The 25693-nt window shown below is 62.8% G+C and carries 19 protein-coding genes; 10 read left to right on the forward strand and 9 right to left on the reverse strand.

Annotated features, from left to right (window positions below; genetic code table 11):
* Nucleotides 1–62: 62 nt before the first annotated feature.
* The 3 genes from AC3WUT_RS03150 (at nucleotide 63) to AC3WUT_RS03160 (ending at nucleotide 2539) form a co-directional block, all read left to right on the forward strand.
* Nucleotides 63–485: a toll/interleukin-1 receptor domain-containing protein gene (locus AC3WUT_RS03150; RefSeq protein WP_492345623.1), complete on the forward strand. Its 423-nt coding sequence runs from the start codon at nucleotides 63–65 to the stop codon at nucleotides 483–485.
* A gap of 87 nt (nucleotides 486–572) precedes the next feature.
* On the forward strand, nucleotides 573–2348 hold the full coding sequence (locus AC3WUT_RS03155) for an anti-phage dCTP deaminase (RefSeq protein WP_492345624.1): 1776 nt from the start codon (nucleotides 573–575) through the stop codon (nucleotides 2346–2348).
* Nucleotides 2345–2539, forward strand: coding sequence for a hypothetical protein (locus AC3WUT_RS03160; RefSeq protein WP_492345625.1), 195 nt, complete (start codon nucleotides 2345–2347; stop codon nucleotides 2537–2539). The genes AC3WUT_RS03155 and AC3WUT_RS03160 overlap by 4 nt, the downstream gene beginning before the upstream one ends.
* A 61-nt stretch (nucleotides 2540–2600) precedes the next feature.
* Here AC3WUT_RS03160 and AC3WUT_RS03165 read toward each other — a convergent pair whose 3' ends face one another.
* The 4 genes from AC3WUT_RS03165 to AC3WUT_RS03180 all read right to left on the reverse strand — a co-directional run bounded on the left by AC3WUT_RS03165 (nucleotide 2601) and on the right by AC3WUT_RS03180 (nucleotide 6156).
* Nucleotides 2601–3761: an IS30 family transposase gene (locus tag AC3WUT_RS03165; RefSeq protein WP_492345626.1), complete on the reverse strand. Its 1161-nt coding sequence runs from the start codon at nucleotides 3759–3761 to the stop codon at nucleotides 2601–2603.
* 81 nt (nucleotides 3762–3842) lie between these two features.
* Nucleotides 3843–4130 carry a hypothetical protein gene (locus tag AC3WUT_RS03170; protein WP_492345627.1) on the reverse strand — a complete coding sequence of 96 codons (288 nt, stop codon included), beginning with the start codon at nucleotides 4128–4130 and terminating at the stop codon, nucleotides 3843–3845.
* A gap of 401 nt (nucleotides 4131–4531) precedes the next feature.
* Nucleotides 4532–5221 carry a Crp/Fnr family transcriptional regulator gene (locus AC3WUT_RS03175; protein ID WP_492345628.1) on the reverse strand — a complete coding sequence of 230 codons (690 nt, stop codon included), beginning with the start codon at nucleotides 5219–5221 and terminating at the stop codon, nucleotides 4532–4534.
* Between the two features lie 230 nt (nucleotides 5222–5451).
* Nucleotides 5452–6156: a response regulator transcription factor gene (locus AC3WUT_RS03180; RefSeq protein ID WP_492345629.1), complete on the reverse strand. Its 705-nt coding sequence runs from the start codon at nucleotides 6154–6156 to the stop codon at nucleotides 5452–5454.
* Between the two features lie 94 nt (nucleotides 6157–6250).
* On the opposite strand from AC3WUT_RS03180, the gene AC3WUT_RS03185 reads away from it, so the two are divergent.
* Together AC3WUT_RS03185 and panD are read left to right on the forward strand one after the other, a co-directional pair.
* Entirely contained in the window at nucleotides 6251–8239 is a 1989-nt protein-coding gene (locus tag AC3WUT_RS03185; protein ID WP_492345630.1) for a sensor histidine kinase, read from the forward strand.
* A 249-nt stretch (nucleotides 8240–8488) separates the two neighbouring features.
* Entirely contained in the window at nucleotides 8489–8869 is a 381-nt protein-coding gene (panD, locus tag AC3WUT_RS03190) for an aspartate 1-decarboxylase (RefSeq protein WP_492345631.1), read from the forward strand.
* Between the two features lie 129 nt (nucleotides 8870–8998).
* Here the strand turns inward: panD and AC3WUT_RS03195 are convergent, their stop codons facing one another.
* Both AC3WUT_RS03195 and AC3WUT_RS03200 read right to left on the reverse strand, forming a co-directional pair.
* Complete coding sequence (locus tag AC3WUT_RS03195; protein ID WP_492346154.1) at nucleotides 8999–10450, reverse strand: SulP family inorganic anion transporter; 1452 nt, start codon at nucleotides 10448–10450, stop codon at nucleotides 8999–9001.
* Nucleotides 10451–10958: 508 nt separating this feature from the next.
* Nucleotides 10959–12290, reverse strand: a complete 1332-nt coding sequence (locus AC3WUT_RS03200; protein WP_492345632.1) for a lactonase family protein — start codon at nucleotides 12288–12290, stop codon at nucleotides 10959–10961.
* A 492-nt stretch (nucleotides 12291–12782) separates the two neighbouring features.
* Between AC3WUT_RS03200 and AC3WUT_RS03205 the strand changes: the two genes are divergently transcribed.
* The 3 genes from AC3WUT_RS03205 to AC3WUT_RS03215 all read left to right on the forward strand — a co-directional run bounded on the left by AC3WUT_RS03205 (nucleotide 12783) and on the right by AC3WUT_RS03215 (nucleotide 17650).
* Nucleotides 12783–14918: a secretin GspD/PilQ domain-containing protein gene (locus AC3WUT_RS03205; protein WP_492345633.1), complete on the forward strand. Its 2136-nt coding sequence runs from the start codon at nucleotides 12783–12785 to the stop codon at nucleotides 14916–14918.
* Nucleotides 14919–15128: 210 nt separating this feature from the next.
* Nucleotides 15129–16403 (forward strand): DUF4397 domain-containing protein, encoded by a 1275-nt coding sequence (locus tag AC3WUT_RS03210; protein WP_492345634.1) that lies wholly within the window; start codon nucleotides 15129–15131, stop codon nucleotides 16401–16403.
* A 122-nt stretch (nucleotides 16404–16525) separates the two neighbouring features.
* Nucleotides 16526–17650, forward strand: coding sequence for a Fic family protein (locus tag AC3WUT_RS03215; RefSeq protein WP_492345635.1), 1125 nt, complete (start codon nucleotides 16526–16528; stop codon nucleotides 17648–17650).
* A gap of 102 nt (nucleotides 17651–17752) precedes the next feature.
* Here the strand turns inward: AC3WUT_RS03215 and AC3WUT_RS03220 are convergent, their stop codons facing one another.
* Nucleotides 17753–18388, reverse strand: coding sequence for a YdeI/OmpD-associated family protein (locus AC3WUT_RS03220; protein ID WP_492345636.1), 636 nt, complete (start codon nucleotides 18386–18388; stop codon nucleotides 17753–17755).
* Nucleotides 18389–18623: 235 nt separating this feature from the next.
* Between AC3WUT_RS03220 and sbcD the strand changes: the two genes are divergently transcribed.
* On the forward strand, nucleotides 18624–19877 hold the full coding sequence (gene sbcD, locus AC3WUT_RS03225) for an exonuclease subunit SbcD (RefSeq protein ID WP_492345637.1): 1254 nt from the start codon (nucleotides 18624–18626) through the stop codon (nucleotides 19875–19877).
* Nucleotides 19874–23329 (forward strand): AAA family ATPase, encoded by a 3456-nt coding sequence (locus tag AC3WUT_RS03230; RefSeq protein ID WP_492345638.1) that lies wholly within the window; start codon nucleotides 19874–19876, stop codon nucleotides 23327–23329. Before sbcD ends, AC3WUT_RS03230 begins: the two co-directional genes overlap by 4 nt.
* Here AC3WUT_RS03230 and AC3WUT_RS03235 read toward each other — a convergent pair whose 3' ends face one another.
* A complete protein-coding gene (locus AC3WUT_RS03235) occupies nucleotides 23330–24046 on the reverse strand; it encodes a Crp/Fnr family transcriptional regulator (protein WP_492345639.1) in 717 nt (238 codons plus the stop codon).
* Between the two features lie 768 nt (nucleotides 24047–24814).
* On the reverse strand, nucleotides 24815–25516 hold the full coding sequence (locus tag AC3WUT_RS03240; RefSeq protein ID WP_492345640.1) for a Crp/Fnr family transcriptional regulator: 702 nt from the start codon (nucleotides 25514–25516) through the stop codon (nucleotides 24815–24817).
* Between the last annotated feature and the right edge of the window lie 177 nt (nucleotides 25517–25693).

Here is a 25693-nt window from a genome sequence, read left to right on the forward strand (position 1 = left end):
ACACGCCTGCCCAGGTGGCGTCCCTCCTGCCAGTCCGCGAGGCTATTGAGAAAGAAGCAGCGGTGAAGCCAGACCTTCGTGATTGCTTCCTCTGTCACGCTTGGGATGACCGGCGGGAAGCCGCCAAGGAACTGCACGATTTACTCGAGGCGGCTGGTGTCAAGGTTTGGTTCAGCGAGAAAGACCTTGGCCTTGGCGTGCCGATGATGCGCGCTATCGACAAGGGTTTGGCGGCATCGAAAATCGGGCTCGTCTTGGTGACCCCGGCATTGCTAGCACGCCTCCCGAAAGAGGGCGTCGCTGACAAAGAGCTTTCGACCCTCCTGCAGGGTAGCCGTCTCGTGCCCATCGTGCACGGCACGACTTACACGGCCCTCCGCGATGTCAGCCCCATGCTCGCGTCACGAGGCGGCCTTGACACGTCGGAAGACTCGATGGCAGTAGTCGCAACAAAGATTGCCGAGCTGGTCGCCATCTGGAGCTGACAAGGCCAATTGACATTGCCAAAGTACGCCTTACTGAACTCATCACAGCCGCCTTCACCAGTCAGACCGAATTGAAAGAAATACCCAATGAGTCTCAAGTTCACCGGCACGTTTGATTCGCTGAAAAGCAAGCTCTCATCGCTAAACGGTCAATGGAATGAAGATCATCCTAACAAAAAGGTGCTACGACTAGATGGTGGCGTTCTCAATTGGTTCAGTAGCACCGGTACGTTGAATTTTCAAGGTAAAGACCCGGGGCTTGGTCGCTTGGAGGCATCAGTCCCCCACCTGCTCTATCCCGCGGAATATACCGCACCCAAGGAAGAAATCCCGCTCACTTTGCCCCAAGCGTCAGATGAAAAGTCGAACGACGCTAACATGGTATCGCCGGAAAATCTCTATCTACAAGGCCACTTCAAAGACACTGAACTGGTTATCGGAATAGTGAATGCCGTTGGCACCGAATACAGGCGTGTTCTCGATCCGCTGCAGGACCGACTTAGAGGCTTTGGTTATGCCGTTGAGGAAATTCGCGTCTCGAGTCTACTATCTCAGTCAATCAAAAATCCCAGTGAATATGATCGCATAAAGCACTATATGAATCAGGGGGACGAGCTTCGACAGACAACTGGGAACAATGCCATCCTTGCCGCTGGCGCAGCTCACAAAATTAAAGAGTCGCGCAGTGGCGATCCAAAGAGGACCGCATACATTGTCAATTCACTCAAACATCCGGATGAAGTCGAATTCCTTCGCAAGGTTTATGGTGATGGCTTCTACTTGTTTGGAATCCATGCCGATGAAAAGCGAAGGCACGCCTATCTTGTCGAAGACAAGTCGCTAAATCAGGGCCAAGCCGACGAATTGATCCGCATCGACGAAGATGAGAAGGTTGATCATGGACAAAGGACCAGAGACACATTCCACTTGTCGGATTTCTTTGTCAGTCTTGGAAAAAATGATGACCAGGTAAAAAACACAATTCAGCGGTTCCTGGAACTGCTTTTTTCCAACCCGTTCAGGAGTCCAACTTTCGACGAATTTGCCATGTTCATGGCCTTCAATTCGTCGATTAGATCGAGCGACCTTTCCAGGCAAGTTGGTGCGATCATCGCTCGTGACCAACAGATCGTTGCAACTGGTGCCAACGACACTCCTAGATTCGGCGGTGGTCAGTATTGGGCGGAAGTCGACCCTGCAACCGGTGTGGTCAATGACGCCGAAGATGGGAAGGACTACACGAGGGAAAAGGATTCAAACAAGGCGGCTCAGAATGAAATCATCAAGGAGATTGTCAGCGCATTGATTGAGCATTCGCTTTCAAGTGAGGACAAGAAACAAGAGCTGGAAGCGGTTCTTGGGCAGAGCAAGATATCCGACCTGACAGAGTTCGGTCGCGTCGTTCATGCCGAGATGGAGGCAATTCTCTCCTGTGCGCGCATTGGTGTCTCGACAGTAAAAGCTTCGTTGTATTGCACAACGTTTCCTTGTCACAATTGCGCCAAGCACATTATTGATGCGGGGATAGAACGAGTTGTCTATGTCGAGCCTTACCCAAAAAGTAGGGCACTCGATCTGCATTCTGAGGCGATTTCGCTCAAAACCAGTCTTGACAATCAGTCTGAAGGAAATCGAGTCACATTTGAGCCTTTCACTGGAGTTGGAGCCAGAAGATTTCTAGACCTCTTTTCTTTGTCGCTGGGTGGCGGCTCAAAGCTGAAGCGGAAAGATAAGCAGGGGCATACTGCAGAATGGTCGAAGGATAGCGCAGTCGCACGCACGCCTTTGCTGCCGAAGTCGTACTTGGAGGTAGAAGCCGCAGCTTCGAGCATATGGCAAGGGGCGCGGATATTTCCGGCATGAAATCGACGTATGGGGGGGGAACTGAGGGCGAGTCCTTCCTCACCATGCTGGTCAATGAAAGGCAAGTTTCACCTGCCATCGATCACTTGGCGCTGATGGTGCAAAAAGCCCCATTGTGCATTCACTGGACTGATGAGTTGAACAATCACCTTTGCATTTCAGTCATCTTAGGCGTTGATTTGACTTCTTGACTGAATGGCCGCTACCAAGCGACCAATCTAAGCGAGCAGATTTCCGCTTTGGGCGGCGGATTCAACCGGTCGATGCAACACATTCTTGAAACATCTCGGCCGGTGTCCGGTACCCCAGTGTCTTTCTCGGCCTTTCATTCAATTGTCGGGCAATTGCGTCGAGTTCGGCCTGCGAATAGATGGAGATGTTCAGGCCCTTTGGTAGATATTGACGGATAAGACCATTGGCGTTCTCGTTACTGCCGCGCTGCCATGGACTTTGGGGGTCGCAAAAATAAACCTGTATATCGGTCGCAACCGTAAACCGCTTATGAGCGTGCATTTCGGTTCCGCGGTCCCAGGTGAGTGATCGATACAATTCTGCGGGCAGTTGGCTTGCGTGTCTGATCAACGCATCAGTCACTGTCTGGGTGTCTTTGGCTTTTACTTTGACCAGCATCAGGTATCGCGTGCTGCGCTCTACCAGCGTTGCGATTTGGCTGTTCCCACTGCCAAACACCAGGTCACCTTCCCAGTGCCCAGGCACAGCCCGGTCGTCGACTTGCGGGGGGCGCTCACTGATCGAGACGGTGTCTTTGATCTGGCCGTGGCCAGCCGTCTTCTGGGTGTAATGGCGAGAGCGTCGCATGCCTCGCGTACGTCGCAGATGCTCGAGCAACTCTTTCTTCAAGGCGCCTCGCGTCTGGATGAAAAGCGTTCGGTAGATGGCTTCGTGGGACACGTGGAGACTGGGGTCGCTCGGGTAAGTATGCTTGAGCCAGCCAGCGATCTGCTCTGGCGACCACTGATTCTGCAGCTTGGTTGCCACGATTTGGGCCAAGCAAGGGTTAGTCGCCAATTTGCAGCGTTTGGGCCGGCGGGCGCGTTCCCAGGCTGACTCGTCAGCCGAGGTAGCTCGGTAACGAAGAAGGCCGCCATTTCGATGAAGCTCCCGGCTGACCGTGGACGGTGCTCGGCCCAATCGCTTAGCAATAGTTCGAATCGAATCGCCGATTGCCAGGGCTCTGGATATTTCTTCGCGCTCGGCCATTGTCAAAGCCTTGCAGGACCGTCGTCGCTCTGGTGGACGGATTCCACCTGTCTGCGAAAGAATGTTATGGATAGAGGTGTGAGGTCGATCGAAGAGCAGTCCGATCTGATGGAGCGTCTTGCCCTTCTTCCACTCCTCCCACATCACCGTTTTTTGGGCGGCGGTGTAGTAAATCCTTGGTCTTTGCTTCACACGAATCTCCTTGCACAACGTGCACTGCTAGTGTGTTGCATCGACCGGTTGAACCCGCCCTGCAAAGCCGCCACCCACCCCTCACCCCAAAACCGCCCTCAACACCCCAATAGCGGCCTCCACAGCCCCCGTCCGTCTCTCCACCGCCGCCTGCGTCACCCGCAACAAAGCCCGCAGGTCTTCAGGCGTGACGCTGAACTCTTCGGGCTGTTCGAGTGTGGGCAGTTGATCCGGTGACAGCAGGCTGTTGATGCAGGCCTGGGCCTGGTGGGCTTCCTTGAGGCGGCTGAACTCGCCTTGCAGCGCCAGGGCCAGGATGGTGGCCTGACCGCCGGTGGCGTGGACTGCTTGTCTGGTTTTGTGGGCCATAGTCCACCCCCTTCAGCGCTGGATCGGGATGGGGTTGGCCGCTGGGGCCAAGGGGCGCCTAGTGGGCGTGGCACCCTCAGGAGGGGGGCCGGGGATGTGGGTGGGTCATGGGTTCGTGCTGCTCTGTGAGACTCGAAGCCATCGGGCGCCTCAAGGCTGCGCGGGTGGGCCTCGACAAAGGCGCCGAAGAGTTGGTGGCCTTGCTCAAGAAGGCCGTCTCATGGGGTGCTACCTGTTGCATTCATGGCCCGGTGCTTGGGCTCGTGCCCATTGGCGGGCCATGGTCCTGTTTTCTGGCACGGCGGCATGCGCCACGGTTTTCTGCCAATGTCGAACCCATCAGGGTCGCCCAGCGGCATGGGGGCGTCGGGCAGGCCTGGCGGGTCGATGGGCGCTTGATCTCATGGCTGTGACGCCAGATGGCGCAGCAAGGGTTCTCTGAGTGTCATTCGGCAGGGCGAGTCCGTTTGGATGTAGCCCTGTGCCTCCAGGTCTTTCATCACCCGGCTCACCATTTCTCGCGAGGCACCGACCATCTTGGCGATGTCCTGGCGGGATATCTTTTCATGGATCACCATCAAGCCATCGTCGGTGGGCTCGGCCTGCTCCAGCAGGGCGCGCTCGACGCGGCCGTGAACGTCCATGAGTGCCAGCGATTCAATCTTGCCATTGGCCTGACGCAGGCGCTGTACCAGGTGATTCATGATGGCATAAGCGACATGTCTGTTTTCTTGCAGGCAGCGTTGGAAATCAGACCGGCTCACGGTCAGCACGTCGGTGGGGATCTCGGCCTGGGCAGTGGCTGCGTGCGGTTGATCGTCGATGAGGCTCATCTCGTCCAGGATCTCGCCTTTGCGCAGTTTGTTCAGAACGAGTTGGCGCCCTTTGCTGTCACTGGAAAACACGCGCACCCGGCCCGCCAGCAAGACAAACAGCTCATGGGCCTGGTGGTGTTGCCGAACCAGAACCTCGCCCCGCTTGTAGTGGCGTTTGTTCACAGTCAAGGCAATGGCCTCAGCTTGCGCCGCGGTCAGCAAGGAAAACAGAGGAATGCGTTTCAGCAGATCCAAGTTTGAGACGATGGTGCTCATCTTGTTAGTTGGTTCTTTTCAGCTGGCTGCGGGCCGCGAAATTCGTGGCCCCACACGATCATTCCTTGTCTTGCTGGCCGGCAAGCCAGCCCACGCCCCGTGGAAGCCCATCGACATGGGGCCAATGCCCAGCGGCCATCCGCGAACATGCGCAGCCCCCTCGGCATCCCGTGAGCTGCCTGCGTGACAAGCCACCACAGAAATCGTCTGCATCTGAATCTGCATCGGCGTCATGGCACAAAGACCAGGCCTCTGCCAAAGACGGCTCGCACGGGCAAGGGCAGGCCCGTCTCGGTCAGGGTTTTGCGGCGCAGGCGATTGAGTTGAGATTCAATGCGGTGAAAAGCCTCCTCGGAATCGCCACCCCCCATCGACTCAATCAAGTCAGTCTTGCTGACGACGGTACCCGGTGTTTTCGCCAGGCAGCCCAACAGTTGCAGTTCTCGGGTTGTCAGTGGAACCGACTTGTTGTCGGGTGACATCAGCACGGCTTCGTTGGCTTGCAGGCGCCAAGCCGTCACGGTGGTCTGGCCCGCCGAGGGCTGGCCCGTGCGCCGCAGCAAGGATCGGATGCCGGCCACCAACTCATTGAGGTCGGTGGGTTTCACGAAGTATTGCAGCGCCCCGGACTCCAGGCCCGCGATGCGGCTGCTGAGTTCGCCCCGTGCCGTCAAAATCACCACGGGGATGCCTTGTACGGCCAATCGCTTGACCAGCGACAGGCCATCTTCACCGGGCAGACCAAGGTCCACCAGCACCAGGTGGGCATGCTCTCTGAGCAAGGCCACATAGAAGTCTTCGGCCGATTCAACCCCCCAAGCCCTGAAGCCTGACTTGACGAGGAAGCGACAGACATTGTTGCGAATGTCTTCGTTGTCCTCCACGACAGCAATGCTGGGAGCGGTGGTAGAAGAGGCGGCTTGTTGAGGCATCATGAAAGGTTTTGATCTTGGATTCTCCAGGCCCCGCACGGAACGCGCCATGTACAAATACTCACAAAAACTCACAGTCAGGTGGTTGGTATGTCTGATGCTGTTATTGGGGAGCTACGGGTTGCATGCGGGGGAATGGCGCCATCGGCTGGAGGCCGGAAATCCTATCCTTCTGGGCAGTCAATGGCCGTGGCAGCAATGGATTGATGTCACTGGCCAAGCCACGGTCGATACCGTGGCGGCCAAGCCCGACACTGAGTTTCAATGGCTTCAGGGCCCCGTCAGCGAAGGCTACACCCGAAACGTGGTCTGGCTGCGCCTGACGGTACCGCCCGAGTTGCAGCACGAGCCCGATCTGCTGCTGCAGATCAGCCCGCCCTACCTCGACTGGATCTCGCTCTATCAACGCCGTCAAGGGCAGTGGACGCAGCAAGATGCGGGGGACCTGCGGCCCTCGGCTGAGCGCCTGTCGACACGCAAGTTTCTTTTTCGATTGAACCCTGCTGAGCCCGTCCTGATCCGGGTGCAGAGCAGCAGCGTGATGCGGGTCTATGCCAGTCTGTGGCGCCCGGACGATCTGCTGGGCCAGACCGAGCGCGAGGGATGGGGCCTGGGGCTGTATTTCGGCCTGGGCTTCTCATTGCTCTTGCTGGTGGGCGGTGGTGCCGTGATCTTCAAGGAACGGCGCCTGGCCGCCACAGGTGTCTTGGGGGTCTTGACCCTGATTCACGCCTTCAATCTTCATGGGTACACCAACATCTGGTTGCTGGAGCAGCACCCGGCCTGGGCCAGCGCGATGGTGGGCTTGGGCTCGTTCTCGGTCGCGGCCGGCGTGGCCTGGCTGACGACCGAGTTGGTGACCCGCGGGCAGGCCCGATGGCGCGCCGTGCAGGTGTTTTTGCGCCTGCTGTGCCTGGCGAACGTCGCCGCGATGCTCAGCATCCCCCTCGGCTGCTACGGGCGCTTTGCCCTGCTGGGCATCGTCTGCCCGATGCTGAGCGTCTTTGCAGGCAGCTGGATCTGTGGTGCAGACATCCGGCAACGTGGCTGGAGTGTTGAACGGGGCCTGCTGTTGGTGACCTTTGTATTCCAATCGGGCAACATCGTGCTCACCCTGGCCGAGTTCACCGGGACGCGGGTGGTGAAACATGACACTGCGCTGGTCTGGCAATTCCAGTTGCTGCTGCTGCTGACCATGGCCGCCGCAGCGATCGGGGCAGGGTTGTACCAGCGCTTCAAACGGGCCCACGAAGCCAGAACCCAGGCCCATCGGGCATTGGCTGCGTCGGAGCGCATGTTGGAGACGCGGGTGAGTGAACGCACGGCCGAGCTGGGCAAGGCCCAGCAATCCTTGCAACTGGCGCTGGATCAAGAACGCCGCATGTTGCTGGAGCAACGGCAGTTCTTCAGCATGATCAGCCACGAGTTCAGAACGCCCTTGACGATCATCGACAGCGCGGCCACCGAGCAGATGAGTTTTCCTGACCAGGACGTTGGACGTCAGCTTGAGCAGGCCGCGCAAATCCGGCGCGCCTGCCGACGCCTGAGTGCCCTGGTCGACAACAGCCTGTGCAGTGAGCGCTTTCGCGCCGGCGGCTTGCAGCTCGTCAGCGCCGAGTTCAATCTGGCCGACCTGGTGAACGAAGCCACCCAACTGGTGCACTGGTCGCCCAGGCACTGGCTGCAACTGTCTCTGGCCCCGGATCCAGCGGTCTGGATCGGTGACCCGACCCTGCTCAGGATGGCTTTGTCCAACCTCATCGACAATGCCGTCAAGTACGCACGGCAGGGCCAGGTCAGCGTCAGCACCACGCTGGACACCCGGGGCTGGCTTCTGTTGTCGGTCAGCGATCAAGGCGAGGGCCTGGATCAGCAGACGCAGGCCCGCATTTTTTACAAGTTTGAACGCGGCCAGTACGACGACAAGGCTCAGGGTTTCGGCCTGGGCCTGTGGATCACCCGTCACGTGGCCAGGCTGCACGGCGGGGATGTTCTTCTGTACTCAGAGCCTGGGCAGGGGTGTCGATTCGTGATTGAACTGCCTCCCACGCTGGCGGATGCGCTTCATACGCTGCAACCGAGCTGAGCGGGGACTGCACGAGGCCCCGGGCCTGGGCTGTCCCGTGTCAGCCCCGTGAGCCCTGGTACGGGGATCATCCCAAGTGCGTCGCCAGGCTCCCGAGGTCCGGCTGGGGTTCAAGGTCTGCACCGCAGTGGGCGCGCTCATGACAAGGTAGCGCTATCCGTCGCGGTTTGTTGGCGCGCGAGGGCGTTTTGGGTCGGATCGGGCATTTCGCAAGGTATGCTCCGGCCGTTTTAAAACGGCGACTCCCTCATGCAACGCACCCTGCTGAAATCGAAGATCCACCGAGCCACGGTCACCCATTGCGAGCTGCATTACGAAGGCTCCTGTGCGATCGACGAAGACCTCTTGGAGGCCGCCAACCTGATTGAAAACGAGCAGGTCCACATCTGGAACATCAACAATGGCGAGCGATTCATCACCTACGCGATCAAAGGCCAACGGGGCAGCGGCATGATCTCGGTGAACGGATCGGCGGCCCGCCGTGCAGCCGTGGGCGATCTGTTGATCATCGCTGCCTTTGCTCAGGTGGACGAGGACGAGGTTCGCGCCCATCAACCCCAGCTGGTGTTTGTGGATGGGCTCAACAAGCAAACCGAGTTGCGGCACGGGGTGCCCACCCAGGCTGTCTGAGGCCTGAAAGCTTGAGCAAGCACAGCCGTCGGATGTGCCCGCCATCGTGACTGTCTTGCTCGACTCCAATGTCTGTCGCCAGCCGATGTGTCCGGTGGCCAAAGCATGCACCAGAGGGGCTCGCGGGGCCTATTCGATGCCAAGGTCCAACTTCGAGACCAGGGCGCGGCTGTGGTCGTTCAGGCCGCGCACCTCGACCTCGCTGCCGTGTTTGCGCAGCCTTTGACAGATCTTGTCCAAGGCCGTGACGGAGGTGATGTCCCAAAAGTGGGCCTGGCTCAAGTCGATGGTGACCGCCCTGCCTTCGACCTCTCGCACGTCGAAGGCGTCAACCAGCAAGTCGGCGGACGCAAAAAAGACCTGGCCTGAAACCCTGTAGGTGAGTGTGTCATCCCCTGTCCGGGTCACGACCAAAAGGCGCGACACCTTGAATGTGAAGAACACGCCGCTCAGCAGAACGCCGATGGCCACACCGGCCGCCAGGTTGCCTGTTGCGACGGTCACCGCGACGGTCGCCAGCATGACCAGGCTTGATAGTTTGGGATGTCGCAGCAAAGCGCGCGCGGAACCCCAGTCCAGGGTTGAAGCCGACACCATGACCATGATGGCGACCAGCGCGGCCACCGGCACTTGTGCCACCCAGGGCTTCAGCAGCAACATGAGAATCAGCAGGAAGGCACCCGCAAAGAGTGTCGAAAGTCGACCCCGCCCACCGTAACGCACGTTGCTAACCGTCTGTCCAATCATGCCGCATCCGGCGATGCCACCGAAGAGGCTGGCCGCCATGTTGGCCATGCCCAGGCCGCTGCATTCCCTGTTTTTGGCACTCGGTGTGTCGGTGAGTTCGTCCACCACGCTGGCGGTCATCAGTGACTCCAGCAGTCCGACCATGGCGATCGCGAAAGCTGGGAGTGCGATGAGGCGGAGTGTCTCCATCGTGAAGGGCACAGTCGGCAGCGCGAAGACCGGCAAGGTATCTGGTAGCAAACCCAGGTCGGCCACTGTCTTCAGCGGCAAATGCAACCATTGCCCAATGAGTGTCAGCACCACGATGCAGACCAAGGGCGAAGGCACCGCTGTGGTGATCCGAGGCAGGCCATAGATCACCACCAGTCCCAGGGCAACCATGGCCCAGGTGGCGCTGTTGGCACCGATGAGGTGCGGCATCTGCGCCGAAAAAATCAGAATGGCCAAGGCATTGACGAACCCGGTGCGCACCGAACCGGAGACAAAGCGCAGCAGCACGCCGAGTCGGAGCCAGCCAAACAGGACTTGTACCGCGCCGGCCAACAGGCCGGCGGCGAAAAGATAGGGGACACCGTGTGAATGAACCAAAGGGGCCGCCACCAGGGCGACCGAGCCCGCTGCAGCGGAAACCATCGCGGGCCGACCTCCGGCAAAGGCAATCACGATGCTGATGATGAATGACGCGAACAGCCCCACCGCCGGGTCCACGCCGGCAGCAAAAGAAAAGGCGATGACTTCTGGAATCAGGGCAAAGGTGGCCACGGCACCGGCCATGAGCTCGCGCGGAATGCTCGGAGCCCACTGGGCCCGAAAGAAATGAGAATGTTGGGACATGACGAGGGCGCTCCCTGGTGGGAGGCCGAGAAAGCGTGATCGATGCAGGCATGGAACGTCCATGCCCATGAGGTCGACGTTCGCTTTGTTCTAAGGGGGCGTCAGGCGCGAGCAGCCTGACTGCCGACGGCAGGCGTTCCGTGAGATGCGGGCCAACGTGAAACTTTGAAAGCGGGCGGCCATGTGTTCGGTGGTGCCCGAGGCACGGTCCGAAGAGGCAAGGCGATGCACAGTCATCGCGCGAATTGTAGCCAGGTCAGATGAACCTTCGGTGCGGCCGGCCAATCTGGTGCCCGCCCTGAAGCGGGTTGCGGCAGGTCCGCGTCCCCTCAGCGTCCGCGGCGGTTTGGCAACAGTTCATGTCGGTGGCCCAGACCGATGGCACCATCCAGCCCAAGGTGCCGCTTCAGGCGACCACAACGGCGGGTGGTGACGCCTGGCTTGTTGAGGGTGTAGAGACCAGACCGTCAGACGATCCCGTCTGAAACGGCCTGGCGTGTCTCAGGCTTCAGCGCACCACGATGCCGGTGGGCGTGCTGCCGCCGCTGGACACGTTGGTGATCAGGCTCAGGTCGCAGCTGGTGCCCACGCTGTACACCGACACGGTCGAGGCGCCGCTGTTGGCCACGTAGGCAAAGCGGTCGTCGGGCGACAGGGCAATGGCCACGGGGCTGCTGCCGGTGGCCAAGGTGGCGGTGGCCAGGGCAGTGGGCACGCCCGTGCTGATGATGTATTGCGACACGGTGCTGTCGCTGCGGTTGACCACGTAGGCACAGCGGCCGTCCGAGCGCAGGGCCACCGCGTAGGGCGTGCTGCCAGTGCTGACCGAAGCCGGCGACAGGGCGGTCAGCTTGCCGGTGCTCGAATCGATGCTGTAGGCCAGCAGCTTGGCGCTGCCGGCTTGGGTGGCGTACAGGTACTGGCTGTTGGCGATGGCCAGGCCACGTGGGGCGCTGCCGCTGCTCAGGCTGTAGCTGGCGGTGCTGAGCGCGCTCAGATTGCCGCTTGAGCCCACGCTGTAGCCCGTCAGGGTGGCGTCGCCCGAGTTGGCGGCGTAAACATACCTGCCGTCGGCGGTGGCGGCCACCGACATGGGCGTGCTGCCGGCGGCCACCGAGGTGGGGTAAAGCGTGCTGAGCACGCCGGTGCTGGCCACGCTGAATTGCCCCAGCGACTTGTCGGTGTAGTTGGTGCTGTACAGGTACTTGCCGTCGGCCGACAGCGTCATGCCGCGGGTTTCGCTGACGGCCGCGGTGTTGGCCAGCAGGGTCAGGGCGCCGCTGCTGGACACGCTGTAGTCGGCGATCACGGGGCTGTCCTGAAAACTCACATAGGCCTTTGTGCCATCGCTGCTCATCACGATGTGGGTGGGCGGGTAGGCGGTGGCGGCCATGCCGGTGCTGCCCAGGGCGGTCAATGTGCCGGCCGAGGTGCTCACGCTGAAGCCGTTGACGGTTTCGCTGCTGCCATGGGTGACGTAGGCCAGGTAGGCACGGCAAGTGACCACCACACTGCTCACGTTGCTGCTGGCGGTACCGCTGGCCCCCGAGGTGACGGCACAGGTCTGCCCTGTGGGTTGCGATTTGACGGTGACGGCATAGCTGCCCACGCTGCTCGGAAAAGTGAAGCTGGTGGCGCCCGAGGCCACGCTCACAGTCTGGCTGCCGGTGGCCAGCACCAGGCCACTGGTACTCAGGCCAGTGATGGTGCCGCTCAAGGTGTAGTCAGCGCTGCTGCCACCGCCCCCGCAGGCGCTGAGCACGGCCGCGGCCAGCAAGGGGGTGAGGGCGAACAGCGTGGTGCGGGCCGAGCGGGCCGGGATGAACGTTTGAGCGGGCATGGTCTGGGGGAGATGGAGGGGCAAGTGGTCGGTTCTGTTCGGCAGGGCGTTCGAGTCAGTGGCCTTCAGCGCCCGTACAGGCTGGCGACCGAGGGACAGAGACAAGAAAGCGGATCGGCGAACCCTGAGCAAGAGAAAGAGGGAAGAGCGGAAATAAAGAGAAGAGGCGAGGCCCGGGCAGCACCGACGTGTGGCCTCGCCTCATCAAGGTCTGCATTGTGCGGAGCAGGGCACGGCCCTGCCAAGCGCGCTGCAGGGTGGGTGTTGCATGTACCCGACTTGTTGCGGAGACTTCACGCGTTGGTACATCGACGTGTTGGCTGGGGCCTGCCGGGTGCGGCTGTGCTGCTTCACGAATCTATACATCCCGCACACATGCGCGCCAAGGGGCGCTTTCAGAATCGACGCGCGGCCCCGAACGTGGGCTGTCGCCTCTTCATCCCGCTGCCCAAGAGTGCCTCGACGGCGCTGCTGGCGGCTCATTGTTGCCTCATGACCCAACGCCTTTCAATGCTGGCCACTGCGGCCGTGCTGGCCCTGCTTCAGGGCAACATGCCCGTCTTGGCCGGGACGACCGTGCCCGCCAAATCGCAGCCTGCAGCCAACCGGGCCGGTGCCGAGCGCACCCTGACCCTGAACTTCAGCAATGCCGATCTTGAATCGGTGGCGCGTGCCATGGCGGTCATCACCGGGCGTCAGATCCTGCTGGACGCCCGGGTCAAGGGCAACCTGTCGCTCACCAGCGAAGACCCCATGACCCCCTCGCAGGCCTGGAGCCTGTGGGCCAGTGCGCTGCGCCTGCAAGGCTATGTGGTGGTTGAGAGCGGCGGCGTGTACCGCGTGTTGCCCGAAGCCGATGGCAAGCTGCAGTCGGCCTCGGTGGTGGCGGGGCCCGAAGGGCCGCGTGACGACCGCATCGTGACCCGGGTGTTCAAGCTCAGCCACGAAAGTGCCAGCAACCTGGTGCCGGTCCTGCGCCCGCTGATCAGCCCCAACAACGTGATCAACCTGAACCCGGGCAACAACGCGCTGGTCATCACCGACTATGCGAGCAACCTGGCCCGCCTGGCCACGCTGATCGAATCGCTCGATACCCCGAGCGGTACCGATGTCGAGATCATTGCGCTGGAGCACGCGGTGGCCTCCGACCTGGTCAGCACACTGCAACGCCTGGGTGATTCGCAACTGCGCACGGCCAGTGCCGGGGCGGCGGCGCAGACCGGCACGGTGGCGGCGGGGGGCTCAGCCAATGGGGGCACGGGCAGCGCCACGGCGGGGCTGTCGATCATGGTCGATCAGCAGAGCAACAGCCTGCTGGTGCGCGCCGCCAACCCTGAGCAGATGGCTTTTGTGCGCTCGCTGGTCGCCCGGCTGGACCGCCCCAACACTGGGGTGGGTGTGCACGTGGTGCACCTGCAGAACGCCGACGCCGCCAAGCTGGCCACGGTGCTGCGGGCGGCGTTCCCCTCGGCCGACAGTTCGCGCAGCACCAGCAGCGGCTATGGCGGTGGCAGCAGCAGTGGCAGCACGGGGGCGGACAGTTCGGGTGGCTTCTCGTCGAGCATGACGGCGGGCAGCAGCACAAGCACCGGCAGCAGTGGCAGCAAGGGCAGCAGCAGCCCTTCGGTCAGCGCCTCGGCCCAACCCAGCACGGGCGGCGGCATCCAGGCCGACCCCAGCACCAATTCGCTGATCCTCACCGCCTCGGAGCCGCGCTTTCGGGAGATGCGCAAGGTGATCGACCAGCTCGACGCACCGCGCGCGCAGCTGTATGTGGAGTCGCTGGTGGTCGAGGTCGATGCCAGCAAGAGCCTGGACCTGGGCGTGCAGTGGTCGCAGCTGTTCAGCATCAGCAGCAGCACCACGCTCACGCTGGGCACGATTGCCTCGGCACTTGAGACCATGTCGGGCACCAACATCCTGTCGACGGCCAATGTGATCACGCTCGACAACGAAGAGGCCAAGATCGTGGTGGGTCAGAACGTGCCCTTTGTGACGGGTTCATACACGACCACCAGCAGCACCACCTCCAGCCCGTTTCAGACCATCGAGCGCAAGGACGTGGGCATCACCCTGAAGATCAAACCCCAGATCGGCGAGAACGGCAACGTGCGCCTGACCATCTACCAGGAGTCCTCCTCGGTGGCGGCCACCACTGCGGCCGGCACCACGAACGCGGGGCCCACCACCAACAAGCGATCCATCGAGTCGACGGTCACGGTCAAGAACGGCAAGATCATTGTGCTGGGCGGCTTGATCGAAGACAGCGCCACCAACGATGCCGGCCAGGTGCCGGTGGTGGCCGACATCCCCGTGCTCGGCGCCATGTTTCGCAGCTTGAGCAAGACCCGCAAGAAAACCAACCTGATGGTGTTCCTGCGCCCCCGTGTGGTCGCCGACGACGAGGGCAGCGAGGCCCTGGCCAACGAGCGCCGTCAGGCCTTGCAGGCGCGCCAGCGCGAGTTGCCCCCGGCCATCCGTGACGTGCTGGTGCCCGAAACGCAGCCCGCCTGGCCCCAGGGCTGGGAGCCGTCCAGTCCAATCCCATCCACCACCCAGCCTGCCAGCTCACCCGTGAGCCTGCCGACCAGCCCGGCGGCTTCGCCGCTGCAACCCGCTGGGGGTTGATGGATGAGGGCTGACATGTGGATTATGTCTGTCCTGTAAATATCAAAGAATTAATGCTTCGGTGTCTGTAAAGAAAACAGAACACCAGGTGAATTAATGTGCAGAAAAATATGCGTTGAATAAAACAGAAGGTATTTTCAAATGGGTTTGAAAGCCTTCTGAGATACTCCGCGCGCCCTCCCATTTTCAGTCTGAACGCAGGAACATCCCATGGACATCAGCCGTCGAACTTTTACCCTGGCCGGCCTGGCCGCCACTGCCTTGGCAGGCTGCGGCGGGGGCAGCAGCTCCAACACCAATCTGCGCCTGCTCAATACCAATGTCAGCTCGCCCAATGCACTGTCGCTGGAGGTGAATGGCACGGTGATCAGCTCGGGCGTGGCATTTGGCAATGCGGGCAGTTATGTGTCGGTCGGCACTGACACCAATACCGTGCGGGTGCTGGATCAAAATGGCACGGCCATTTATAGCTCGTCTTTCAGCCTGTCGGGTTCAAGCGGCCCCTATACCTTGGTGGTGGCGGGCTTCTCGGGCTCCACCCACACCACCACCCTGACCGAAAACCAATCGTCGGCCGCCAGCAGTCGTGCTTACCTGCGCATTCTCGACCAGTGCCCCGACGCGGGCGACGTCGACATCTACATGTTGGGCGACGGCGAAACCCTGGCCAGCGCCACCCCGCTGGTGTCGCTGAGCAGCATCACCCTGGCGGGCTACTACACCCTCAATTCGGGCACCTACACCCTGGTGGTCACCGGTGCCGGCACCCGCGATGACGTGCGCCTCTCGCAAAGCGGCATCACGCTGGCTTCCACCTCGGTTCAGACCCTGGTGCTCAGTTCGGCCGCAGGCGGTGTGCTGGTCGATGCCACGCTGGTGCTGCAGCAAAGCACCGCGACCACTTATCGCAACACCCAGTCTCGCCTGCGGGTGGTGTCGGCCCTGCCGTCGCAGGCCGTGGCCAGTGCCACGGTCACCTCCAGCGGCAGTGCTGTCACCTTGCTGTCTTCGCTGGTGTCGCCGGCCATCGGCACCTACAGCCTGGTGGCCTCGGGCAGCCTGCCGCTGAGCCTCACGATCAATGGCACCACCACCAGCCAGACCGTGGCGCTGACGGCCGGCAACGACTACACCGTGCTGGTGTATGGCGACCCCGCTTCGCCGCAGACCACGCTGCTGAGCGACTCGAACCGCCTGCCCACCGCCAGCACCACTGCCAACGTGCGCCTGTACCACGCCTGCGGCACCAGCACCGCAGCCACCGCACTCAGCATTGGCTATGTGCCGATTGTCAGCGGCGTCACCCTGGGCAGCTCGGCCCTGGGCGTGCTCAGCAACACGCCCTACAGCAGCACCCAACTCACGGTCAGTGGTGGCGTGGCCTACAGCGCGAGCGACATCGCGGTGGCCTCCAATGGCCTGTACTCGATGTTCATCATGGGCAGCACCGCCAGCCCGGTGGGGCAGTTGTATCGGGAGCGTTAAGGACGCCAGGCCAGCTTGTGAAATCACGCTGGCCTGGACGCGCGGTGATTGGCTGCTCCAATCGCCGCACCAAATGCGGAGAAAAATTTGCAGTCGCGGTGAAAGAGGGCTCTAATCTCCGCATGAATAGCGGAGAAACCCCGTACATCTGGCAGTCCCCGGAATGGCCTCATTGGCGCTACGAACTGTCTGCATTGGCCCAGTCCCTGACAAAAGTCAGCCGAGCCCAGGGCTTGTTGCTGGGGCGACTGGCCGATCTGGGGCTTGCTTTGCGCGACGAGGCCAGTCTTGCCACCTTGACCGAGGACGTGCTTAAGACCAGCGAGATCGAGGGTGAGGTGCTGAACGCGGCATCGGTGCGCTCGTCCCTGGCCCGCCGTCTGGGAGTGGACATTGGTGCGGCGGCCCCGGTCGATCGGCAGGTCGAGGGGGTGGTCGAGATGGTGGTCGATGCCACCGCTCGTTGCCAAGAGCCCTTGACCGCCCAGCGTCTGTTCGGCTGGCACGCCACGCTCTTCCCGACGGGCTATTCAGGCATGAGTCGGATTGCCGTCGGCCAATGGCGTCAGGACAGCGACGGGCCGATGCAGGTGGGCTCGGGCCCGATAGGGCGTCGAAAAGTGCATTTTCAGGCCCCGCCCGCCAGCCGTTTGCTTTCCGACATGAGTCAATTCCTGGCCTGGGCCCATCAGCAGACCGAGGTGCCTGACCTCATCAAGGCCGGCCTGGCGCACCTTTGGTTCGTCACGATCCACCCCTTTGACGACGGTAACGGCCGCATCGCCAGGGCTGTGGGTGATTTATTTCTAGCGCGTGCCGATGGCAGTCCACAGCGCTTCTACAGTTTGTCGGCGCAGATTCAGCGCGATCGCAAGGCTTACTACGAGGTGTTGGAGCGCACGCAGAAAGGCTCGTTGAACGTGACCGAGTGGCTGTCCTGGTTTCTGGCTACCCTGGGTCGGGCCCTGGAAAATGCCCAGTCCACTTTGGACACGGTGCTGAACAAGGCACGTTGCTGGCAACGTTGGACCCCTCTGTCCTTGAACGGACGTCAGATCAAGGTACTGAACCGACTGCTCGATGGGTTCGAGGGCAAGCTCACCAGCAGCAAGTGGGCGGCCATTGCCAAATGCTCACCCGACACGGCCTTGCGCGACATCACCCAGATGCTGGCGCTGGGTGTTCTGCAGAAAGCCCCGGGCGGCGGACGCAGCACAGCCTACGAGTTGGCCGCATGGCCTGGGTAAATGGCCTGGGGCAATGGCCGGTGCCTACCCGTTCATCGCTTCGTGTGTTCTTGGCCGCCTCTGCAGACGATGCGGGCCCATGGGGCCTCAGGCTGAGTGCCTTCAGCTTCCAGACCCGGAATCAGCGGCGGCCTGCACCGGGCTTTTGGGCTTGAAGATGTGCACCAACTCGCCCCGGGCCAACTTTTCAACCAATTCGGTCACTCGCCTGGCCCGCGTCTCGGGCCGGACCGCGGTCTGCACCCGCCAAATCACCGCGTACCGTTGGCTGGCGTTGAGGGTCGAGAAAAAGGCCTGCGCGGGTGGGCACCGTGTGAGTGCGGCCTGCAGCTCGTCTGGCACGGTGGCCGTGCGAGCGCCGTCGTAGGCCCGGGCCCATCGGCCGTCGGCCTGGGCTGCATCGACCTGGGCCTGCCCCGGCGCCTGCATCCGCCCGGCCTCGATGAGCGCTGCCACCTTGGCCGTGTTGGTCTTGGACCAGACGCTGCGCGGTCGGCGTGGCGTGAAGCGCTGCAGGAAGTACGCGTCATCGAAACTCTTCTTCTGGCCATCGATCCAGCCCCAGCACAGGGCGATGTCGACGGCCTCGGGGTAGCTGACGCTGGCCATCCCGCTCCCCTTTTTAGCGATTTTCAGCCAGAGGCCCTCGGATTGGGCGTGTTCCCGGCGCAACCAGGCCTCAAAGGCCCGGGCGGACTTGAACGGTTTCACATCAGCTTGAGCTTGCGGGGCGGCCATGGCGCACAGTCTGCCGCAAAAAGGCGGTGGTCGGTGGTGGCATGGGGCCCAATTTGGGGCGCGCTGTGTGCCGACGGGCGCGCCTGGTCTGCCATCCAGATCGCTGCAAGGGTGCAGGCCTGCTTTGGCGCCGCTGGCGCCGCCCGGACTGCCCGCACAATCGAGCCCTCGACACCCGGCGTTCACCGATTCGTTTCTCCTGCACGCGGCCTTTACCGCACTCTTCACATTTGCCATGCGCCTCCTCCACACCTCCGACTGGCACCTGGGCCAGCATTTCATGGGCAAAAGCCGCCAGGCCGAGCACCAGGCCCTGATTGACTGGCTGTTGCAGCAGGTGCAGGTCCAGGCCGTGGATGCGGTGCTGCTGGCGGGCGATATCTTTGACACGGGCACGCCGCCCAGCCATGCACGTGAGCTTTACAGCCAACTGGTGGTGCGCCTGCGCGAGGCGGGCGTGGGCCTGCTGTTGCTGGGGGGCAACCACGATTCGGTGGCGATGCTGGGCGAGAACCAGGCCTTGTTGGCCTGCCTGGGCACGCACCTGGTGGCCCAGCCTGCGGCGCAGCCGGCCGATCAGGTGCTGGTGCTGCCGCAGCGCGATGGCACGCCGGGGTGCATCGTCTGTGCCGTGCCCTTTATTCGTCCGCGCGATGTGTTGCAGAGCCAGGCCGGGCAGAGCGCGCAGGACAAGCAGCAGGCCCTGCAACAGGCCATCCAGGCTCACTATGCGGCGGTGTATCAGGTGGCGCTGACGCGCCAGGCCGAACTGCGGGCCACCCTGGGCCAGCACCTGCCGCTGGTCGCCACCGGGCACCTCACCACCTTGGGCAGCAGCCTCAGCGAATCGGTGCGCGAGATCTATGTGGGAAGCCTGGAGGCCTACCCCTGCGACGCCTTTCCGCCGGTCGATTACGTCGCGCTGGGCCACATCCACCGGCCGCAGCGTGTGGGCGGGCACGAGCACATCCGCTACTGCGGCTCGCCCCTTCCTTTGAGTTTTGATGAAGCCGCGCAGGACAAAGAGGTGCTGTTGATCGACCTGGGCGATGCCGGCCTGCAGCAGGTCAGTCCACTGTCCGTGCCCCGCTTTCAGGGCCTGCAGGCCGTGCGCGGCACGCTCGATGAACTTGCACAGGCCATGCCGGCACTGGCGGCCCAGGCCACTGCGGCCTGCCCGCTGTGGCTGGAGGTCACGGTCAGCCAGGACGACTACCTGCCCGATCTGCCGGCCCGGGTGCAGCAGATGACCGAGGGTCTGCCCCTGGAGGTATTGCGCGTGCGCCGCGACCGCGGCACGGCCACGGCCCAACTGGCCGCCCTGGCCCGCGAAACGCTGGATGAACTCAGCCCGCAGGAGGTGTTTGAACGCCGCCTGCAGCAAGAGGCGCTGGCTCCCGAACTGGCCTTGGCCCTGACCGAGCGCTATCGGGGCGTGCTGGAGGCCTTGCAGCAGGGCGAGGGCGAAGCCGAAGGAGCCGCCACATGAGGATCCTGCGCCTGCGCCTGAAGAACCTCAACTCGCTCAAGGGGGAGTGGCAGGTCGATTTCACCCGCCCCCCCTTTGCCGACAACGGCCTGTTCGCCATCACCGGCCCCACCGGGGCGGGCAAATCCACCTTGCTGGATGCCATCTGCCTGGCGCTGTACCACGAGACGCCACGCCTCAAGACCATCAGCGCCAGTGCCAACGACATCATGACCCGGCACACGGCCGATTGCCTGGCCGAGGTTGAATTCGAGGTTCAAGGGCAGGTCTACCGTGCCTTCTGGAGCCAGCACCGTGCCCGCGACAAGGTGGACGGCGCGCTGCAGCCCCCCAAGGTGGAGCTGGCCCGGGGCGATGGCGTGATCCTGTGCAGCCAGAGCAAGGACAAGTTGCAGCGCATCGAGGCCATCACCGGCCTCGACTTTGCCCGCTTCACCAAGTCGATGCTGCTGGCCCAGGGTGGTTTTGCGGCCTTCCTCAACGCCAGCGCCAACGAAAGGGCTGAACTGCTCGAAGAGCTGACCGGTACCGACATCTACGGCCTGATCTCGCAAAAAGTGTACGAACAGGCCAGCCAGACCAAGGCCCGACTCAAAGAAATGCAGGCCCGTGCCGAGGGCATGGCGCTGCTGGCCCCCGAGGCCCGCGCCGCCATGGCCGCAGAAGCCGACAGGCTCCAGGCGCAGGCCCAGGCGCTGCAACTGCAACAACAGATCCACCAGGCGCAGCGTCAGTGGCGGCTGCAAATGGCCCAGGCCGAACAGGGCGCCACCGAGGCGGGCCAGAGGCTGGCTTTGGCCCGGCAGGCCCAGGACGAGGCCGCGCCCGCCTTGCGCCGCCTCGCCGCCAGTGAGCCCGCCCAGGCCCTGCAGCCGCTGCAGCAGCAGGTTGCGCAGGCCCAGTCTCAGGTGCAGGCCAGTGTGCAGGCACTGAGCGAGTTGCAGGCCCAGCATCAGCAAACCAGTACCCAGGAGCTGCAGGCCCATGGTCTGGCGCTGGCCGTGGCCGAACGCCATGCCCGGCAGGCGCAACAGCAGCTGCAGGCCTTGCGGGCTGAGCAGCAGCAAAGCGATCAGTTCTGCAGCACCCATGCCCGCCATGCGCGTTGGGGCGAGGCCCTGGGCGTGTGGCGCCAGGGCTTGGCTGAACTGGCCCGGCGCCGGGCCGAGCTGGTGGCTCAGCAGCAACGGGCCCACCAGCAGGCCGACGAACTGGCGGCACTTCAGCAGCAGGCCCCGGCCTTGCAGCAGGCGCTGGCCCAGGCTCAGCAGTCCCAGGCCGCGGCCGACGCGACGGTGCAGACGGCCCAGGCCGGGCTGCAGCAAAGCCTGGCCGGGCGTCCTCTGGCCCAGTGGCGCGAGCACTGGCAGGCCAGCCAGGGCCGTCAGGCCCGATGGCATGGGCTGCAGGCCCTGGCACTGCGCCTGCGCGAGCTGACGGCGCTCGCGCTGCGGCAGGCCAGCCGCCAGCAACAAGGCCTGCAGCAGCAGACCCAGCAGGCCAGCGCGCGAGAAGCCTTGCTGGCGCGCTACAAGGCCTTGAAGTCCACGGTGGCCGACAAGCAGCAATTGCTGGCCCAGGAGCAGCGCATCCAAAGCCTGGAGTCGCACCGGCAGCACCTGCAGCCGGGGCAGCCTTGCCCGCTGTGCGGCTCGCCCGATCACCCGGCCGTGGCGGCCTACCAGGCGCTGGACGTGTCGGCGACCCAGGCCGCTCTGCAGACGGCGCAACAGGCCCTTGACGAGGTTCGGGCCGAGGGCGAGGCCGCCGCCGCCGCCCTGGCCCGCACCCAGGCCAGCCTGAGCGCCTGGGCGCAAGAGCAGCAAACCACCCAGGCCGAGGCCGAACAGGCGCAGGCCGATTGGCAACAGGCCTGCACGGCCTTGGGCCTGGCGCCACCGGCCTGCCCCGAGTGGGCCGATGCCGAGGCCCTGGCCCAGGCCGTTGAACAGGCCGGGCAGGAGGTCACCGCTGCCCTGCACGCCGTGCAACAGGTCGAGGCGGCCGAAACCGTGCTGCAAGCCGCTCACCAGCGGGCCCATGCCCAGGCCCAGGCCCGGCAGGCCGCCCAGGCACAGCTGGACTTGCTGAACCAGGCCCTGCAGGGGGCGGCACAAAGCCAGCTCACCATCGCAGCCACGGTGCAGCAGCACACGGAGGCCCTGGCCGCCCACCACCAGGCGCTGGCGACCACCTTGGCCGACGACGGCTTTGAGCTGCCCGAAGCCACCCAGGCCGAAGCCTGGCTTCAGTTGCGCCATGCCGAATGGCAGCAGTGGCAGCTGACCCAGGCTCGCCTTCAAGCCCTGGCCACCGAACTGAGCCGCCAGCAGGCCCTGTGCGAGGCCGCCCAGGCCGAGCAGGCCCGCTGGACCGAGCGCTGGCAGTCCCTGCAACCCCCGGCGCCCGGGCCGCAGGGCGGCCTGTTCGATGCACCGGCCATCACCGTGCCCGAACCGCCCCCGTCGCTGGCCACCCTGAGTGCCGAGGTTGATCGACTGAGCCGCGAGCGCGCAGCCCTGCAGGGGCGACTGGCCCAGTTGCAACAGGCCCTGGCCGAGCAGCGGGCGACCCAGGCCCAGGCCGAGGCGGCCTGGCAGGCTGCGCTGCAGGCCAGCCCCTTTGCTGACGCCCAGGCCTATGCCGACGCCCTGCTACCCGGGGCCGAGCGCGAACGCCTGCAGGCCCTGCAAGCCCGTCTGGCCCAGGCCCTGCACCAGGCCCAGGCCGTGCACGAGGCTGCGTTGCAGCAGCGCGACACCTTGCAGTTGCAAGCGCTGACCGAGGCCCCGCTGGCAGAGCTGGAGGCCTTGCTGGCCGATCAGTCACAAGCCTTGGACGATCTGCGCCAACAACTGGGCGCCCAGCAGGCCTTGCTGCGCGACGACGAGCAGCGGCGCATCAGCCAGCAGGCCCTGCTGCAGCAACTGAGTACCCAGGCCGCCGAGTCTGAGCTGTGGCAGCGCCTGGACGGGCTGATCGGCTCGTCCAAGGGCGACAAGTTCCGCCGCTTTGCCCAGGGCCTCACGCTGGATCACCTGCTGCACCTGGCCAACCGGCAGTTGCAGCGCCTGCATGGGCGCTACCAACTGCGCCGCAAAGGCACGGGTGAGCTGGAGCTGGATGTGGTGGACACCTGGCAGGGCGACACGGCGCGCGACACGCGCACCCTGTCAGGCGGAGAGAGCTTTCTGGTCAGCCTGGCCCTGGCCCTGGCCTTGTCGGATCTGGTCAGCCACAAGACCTCGATCGATTCGCTGTTCCTGGACGAAGGCTTTGGCACGCTCGATGCCGACACCCTGGAGGTGGCCCTGAGTGCCCTCGATACCCTGAACGCCAGCGGCAAGATGATCGGTGTGATCAGCCACGTCGAGGGCCTCAAAGACCGCATCTCGGCCCAGATCCGGGTGGAGAAGGGCGGGGGCCTGGGGCATTCGCGTTTGAGGGTCTGATCACGCTGTGGTTTGCGTGGGGTTCGTGGTCGGTGGGCTTTCCCGGGCGGCTTGCAATAGTTGCTCGCACGACGTGATCTGGATCGACCCATAGCTGATCCGTATCAGCCCGTCGCGCTCCCAGTTTTTGAGGATCTTGCTCACGGTGGGGCGTGACACCGCCAGGCAGGTGGCCAGGTTGTCTTGTGAGCCCCAGTAGACGAACCCTCCGTTGGCGCGAGGCGTGCAATGGCGGACCAGCTTGGTGGCCATCCTTTCCGGGATGGGGAGCGACATCGCTTCTTCCACCCAGCACAACACCCGCCGGTACCGCGATGCGACCAGCCGGGCCACATCGCAGGCCAGGGCTGCGTCCTGCACCATCAAACGCTGGAAGGCCTCTCGTTGGATGATCCGCAGGAATGAGGTCTCGATGGCCTCGACGGTGAAGACGTTGTCGCCTGGCAAGAGCAAAAATGCCTCCCCAAGCCAGCTGCCTGGTCCCCAATCGGTGAATCCAAATTGAGGCTCGGTGCTTGAAAAGAGGTAGCTCCGGATCTGCCCTGATTCCACATGGACCATGGCTTCTTGGTCATCGCTCCGGTCCCAGATGATGTCGCCCGCCTCCACGCGTTTCAGCTCCGAAACGGAAAGCAGCTTTTGTCGGCTTTCTGGTGACAGGGTGCCGACCATATCGGTTGCAAAAGCCTTGGGCTGGGTATTGTTAATTTTTGACATTCTTTTTCATCTGAAGATCGCGCTCGTTGCGGTGTGACTCGGCCGCAACGGATTGTCAAATATTGACAATAAATGAGACGATAAAAATGGATGGAGCCGGAGTGGGTTGCGAGGCCGAATGGTCAAAATTATCAATTAATTATGAAAACATAACAGATGCAACGAAAACTCAAAGACTGAGGGCGGATGCCTGACGCTGGCCCGCCGCACTTTCTTGGCATCGCATGTCGTCCGCACAAAATTGTAGGGTCTTCTTCAGGGCATGTGGGGTGATCGGACGGAGGCGCGGAGTTGATCGATCGTGGCTTGGGTTGCCGTGATGTTGAATTCGAATCGACTGAGAATATTCCGAGACGCCCGCCTGGCTTTGTTATCGCTGGATGATGGCCCCGGCCATTTTGATCGAAATGAATGTGGAAATATTCTTGGCTCCGATACCTCAGACAGCCTGTCATTCATTGACGGCGGCATTATGGTGGGTGCCGGATAAATCAGGTCGATGCAGACATTCAAGTTGAAGCAAAGGGCTGATTTTTTGCAGGTGAGGGTGCCGCTTTCGAGGCCGATTAAGTCGTTCAGGGCCGCGATTGATTCACTCCAAAATATTGAATGCTTGCGATGGGATGGATGGGCCCATTCAACGTCATCGACGCACCAAGGCCCGCGCCTTGGCATTGACAAGCCCGCAGGCGCCCAGCGGGCTGTGTCTGAAATTGGCGCCGTCGCCGGGTGCCGCCCGATGGATTCGGCCCCTGGCCGGGTCAGGCTTCACCCCATCAGATCGGGCACCGCGTGGCGTGGCTCGTGGCTGTCAGGCGGCTGGCACGCGGCGGCCATCAGGCTGTTCTCATCCTTGATCACGATCGACCCGTAAAAGATCTCGATCAGGCCCAGCTTCTCCCAGCTCTTGAGGCACTTGTTGATGCTTTGCCGGGACACGCCAAGGCAGTCGGCCATGCTGTCCTGAGAGGCCCTGACCAGCCGTTGCTGGTTGTGTCGTCGTTCGGAGGAGGCGCACAGCAGCAGGGCAATGCGCTCGGGGATGGGGCGCAGCACCGAGTGCTCGACCCAGGACAGCAGGCGCATGTAGCGGCTGGCGGCCAGCGTGGCCAAGTGAAGCAGCACCTCAGGGTCGGTTGTGATGAGCTGTCTGAACGTGGGCTCGTCCATCACGGCCACCTCACTGATTTCAACCGCCTCGGCAAAAAAGGGTTGCGAGCCTTTGCTCAGCAGGTTGGCCTCACCAAACCAATGGCCTTCGGTCCAGATCGTGTTGCCGAACCGTTTGCCCGATTCGGCATACAGCGCCGTGCTGACTGCGCCGGTGATCACGCCGAACAGCAGGCCGCAGGGGGAGTCGGGCGAAAGCAGCACCTCGCCTCGGGCCAGGGTCCGGCGTTGTGACACGGCGCGAAGTCGCGCATCGACATGAGGGGGTGGGCGATGGATGAAATCCGTTTTGTATCTCATGGGCAACGAATAGTCTGAAGTGGACATTTTGTTGTCGGACAACAAGTGAGAATCGGGCCCGATTCTCAGGGGCGCTCGTCGAAAAGAGTTGTCGTACCACTTGGGCCCGCGATGATCACCGATGGCGGTCCATTGATCAATTCTTTTCGCTGGACAGGGCCTGGTGGGGCAGAACTT

The organism is Curvibacter sp. EU05-FHT14A10 (assembly GCF_058791075.1).

What these genes read in the sequence shown, in the direction of transcription:
- AC3WUT_RS03155 (WP_492345624.1), top strand. Translation starts at nt 573, where the DNA reads ATGAGTCTCAAGTTCACCGGCACGTTTGATTCGCTGAAAAGCAAGCTC.
- AC3WUT_RS03160 (WP_492345625.1), top strand. Translation starts at nt 2,345, where the DNA reads ATGAAATCGACGTATGGGGGGGGAACTGAGGGCGAGTCCTTCCTCACC.
- AC3WUT_RS03170 (WP_492345627.1), bottom strand. Translation starts at nt 4,130, where the DNA reads ATGGCCCACAAAACCAGACAAGCAGTCCACGCCACCGGCGGTCAGGCC.
- AC3WUT_RS03175 (WP_492345628.1), bottom strand. Translation starts at nt 5,221, where the DNA reads ATGAGCACCATCGTCTCAAACTTGGATCTGCTGAAACGCATTCCTCTG.
- AC3WUT_RS03180 (WP_492345629.1), bottom strand. Translation starts at nt 6,156, where the DNA reads ATGATGCCTCAACAAGCCGCCTCTTCTACCACCGCTCCCAGCATTGCT.
- AC3WUT_RS03185 (WP_492345630.1), top strand. Translation starts at nt 6,251, where the DNA reads ATGCTGTTATTGGGGAGCTACGGGTTGCATGCGGGGGAATGGCGCCAT.
- panD (WP_492345631.1), top strand. Translation starts at nt 8,489, where the DNA reads ATGCAACGCACCCTGCTGAAATCGAAGATCCACCGAGCCACGGTCACC.
- AC3WUT_RS03195 (WP_492346154.1), bottom strand. Translation starts at nt 10,450, where the DNA reads ATGTCCCAACATTCTCATTTCTTTCGGGCCCAGTGGGCTCCGAGCATT.
- AC3WUT_RS03200 (WP_492345632.1), bottom strand. Translation starts at nt 12,290, where the DNA reads ATGCCCGCTCAAACGTTCATCCCGGCCCGCTCGGCCCGCACCACGCTG.
- AC3WUT_RS03205 (WP_492345633.1), top strand. Translation starts at nt 12,783, where the DNA reads ATGACCCAACGCCTTTCAATGCTGGCCACTGCGGCCGTGCTGGCCCTG.
- AC3WUT_RS03210 (WP_492345634.1), top strand. Translation starts at nt 15,129, where the DNA reads ATGGACATCAGCCGTCGAACTTTTACCCTGGCCGGCCTGGCCGCCACT.
- AC3WUT_RS03215 (WP_492345635.1), top strand. Translation starts at nt 16,526, where the DNA reads ATGAATAGCGGAGAAACCCCGTACATCTGGCAGTCCCCGGAATGGCCT.
- AC3WUT_RS03220 (WP_492345636.1), bottom strand. Translation starts at nt 18,388, where the DNA reads ATGGCCGCCCCGCAAGCTCAAGCTGATGTGAAACCGTTCAAGTCCGCC.
- sbcD (WP_492345637.1), top strand. Translation starts at nt 18,624, where the DNA reads ATGCGCCTCCTCCACACCTCCGACTGGCACCTGGGCCAGCATTTCATG.
- AC3WUT_RS03230 (WP_492345638.1), top strand. Translation starts at nt 19,874, where the DNA reads ATGAGGATCCTGCGCCTGCGCCTGAAGAACCTCAACTCGCTCAAGGGG.
- AC3WUT_RS03235 (WP_492345639.1), bottom strand. Translation starts at nt 24,046, where the DNA reads ATGTCAAAAATTAACAATACCCAGCCCAAGGCTTTTGCAACCGATATG.
- AC3WUT_RS03240 (WP_492345640.1), bottom strand. Translation starts at nt 25,516, where the DNA reads ATGAGATACAAAACGGATTTCATCCATCGCCCACCCCCTCATGTCGAT.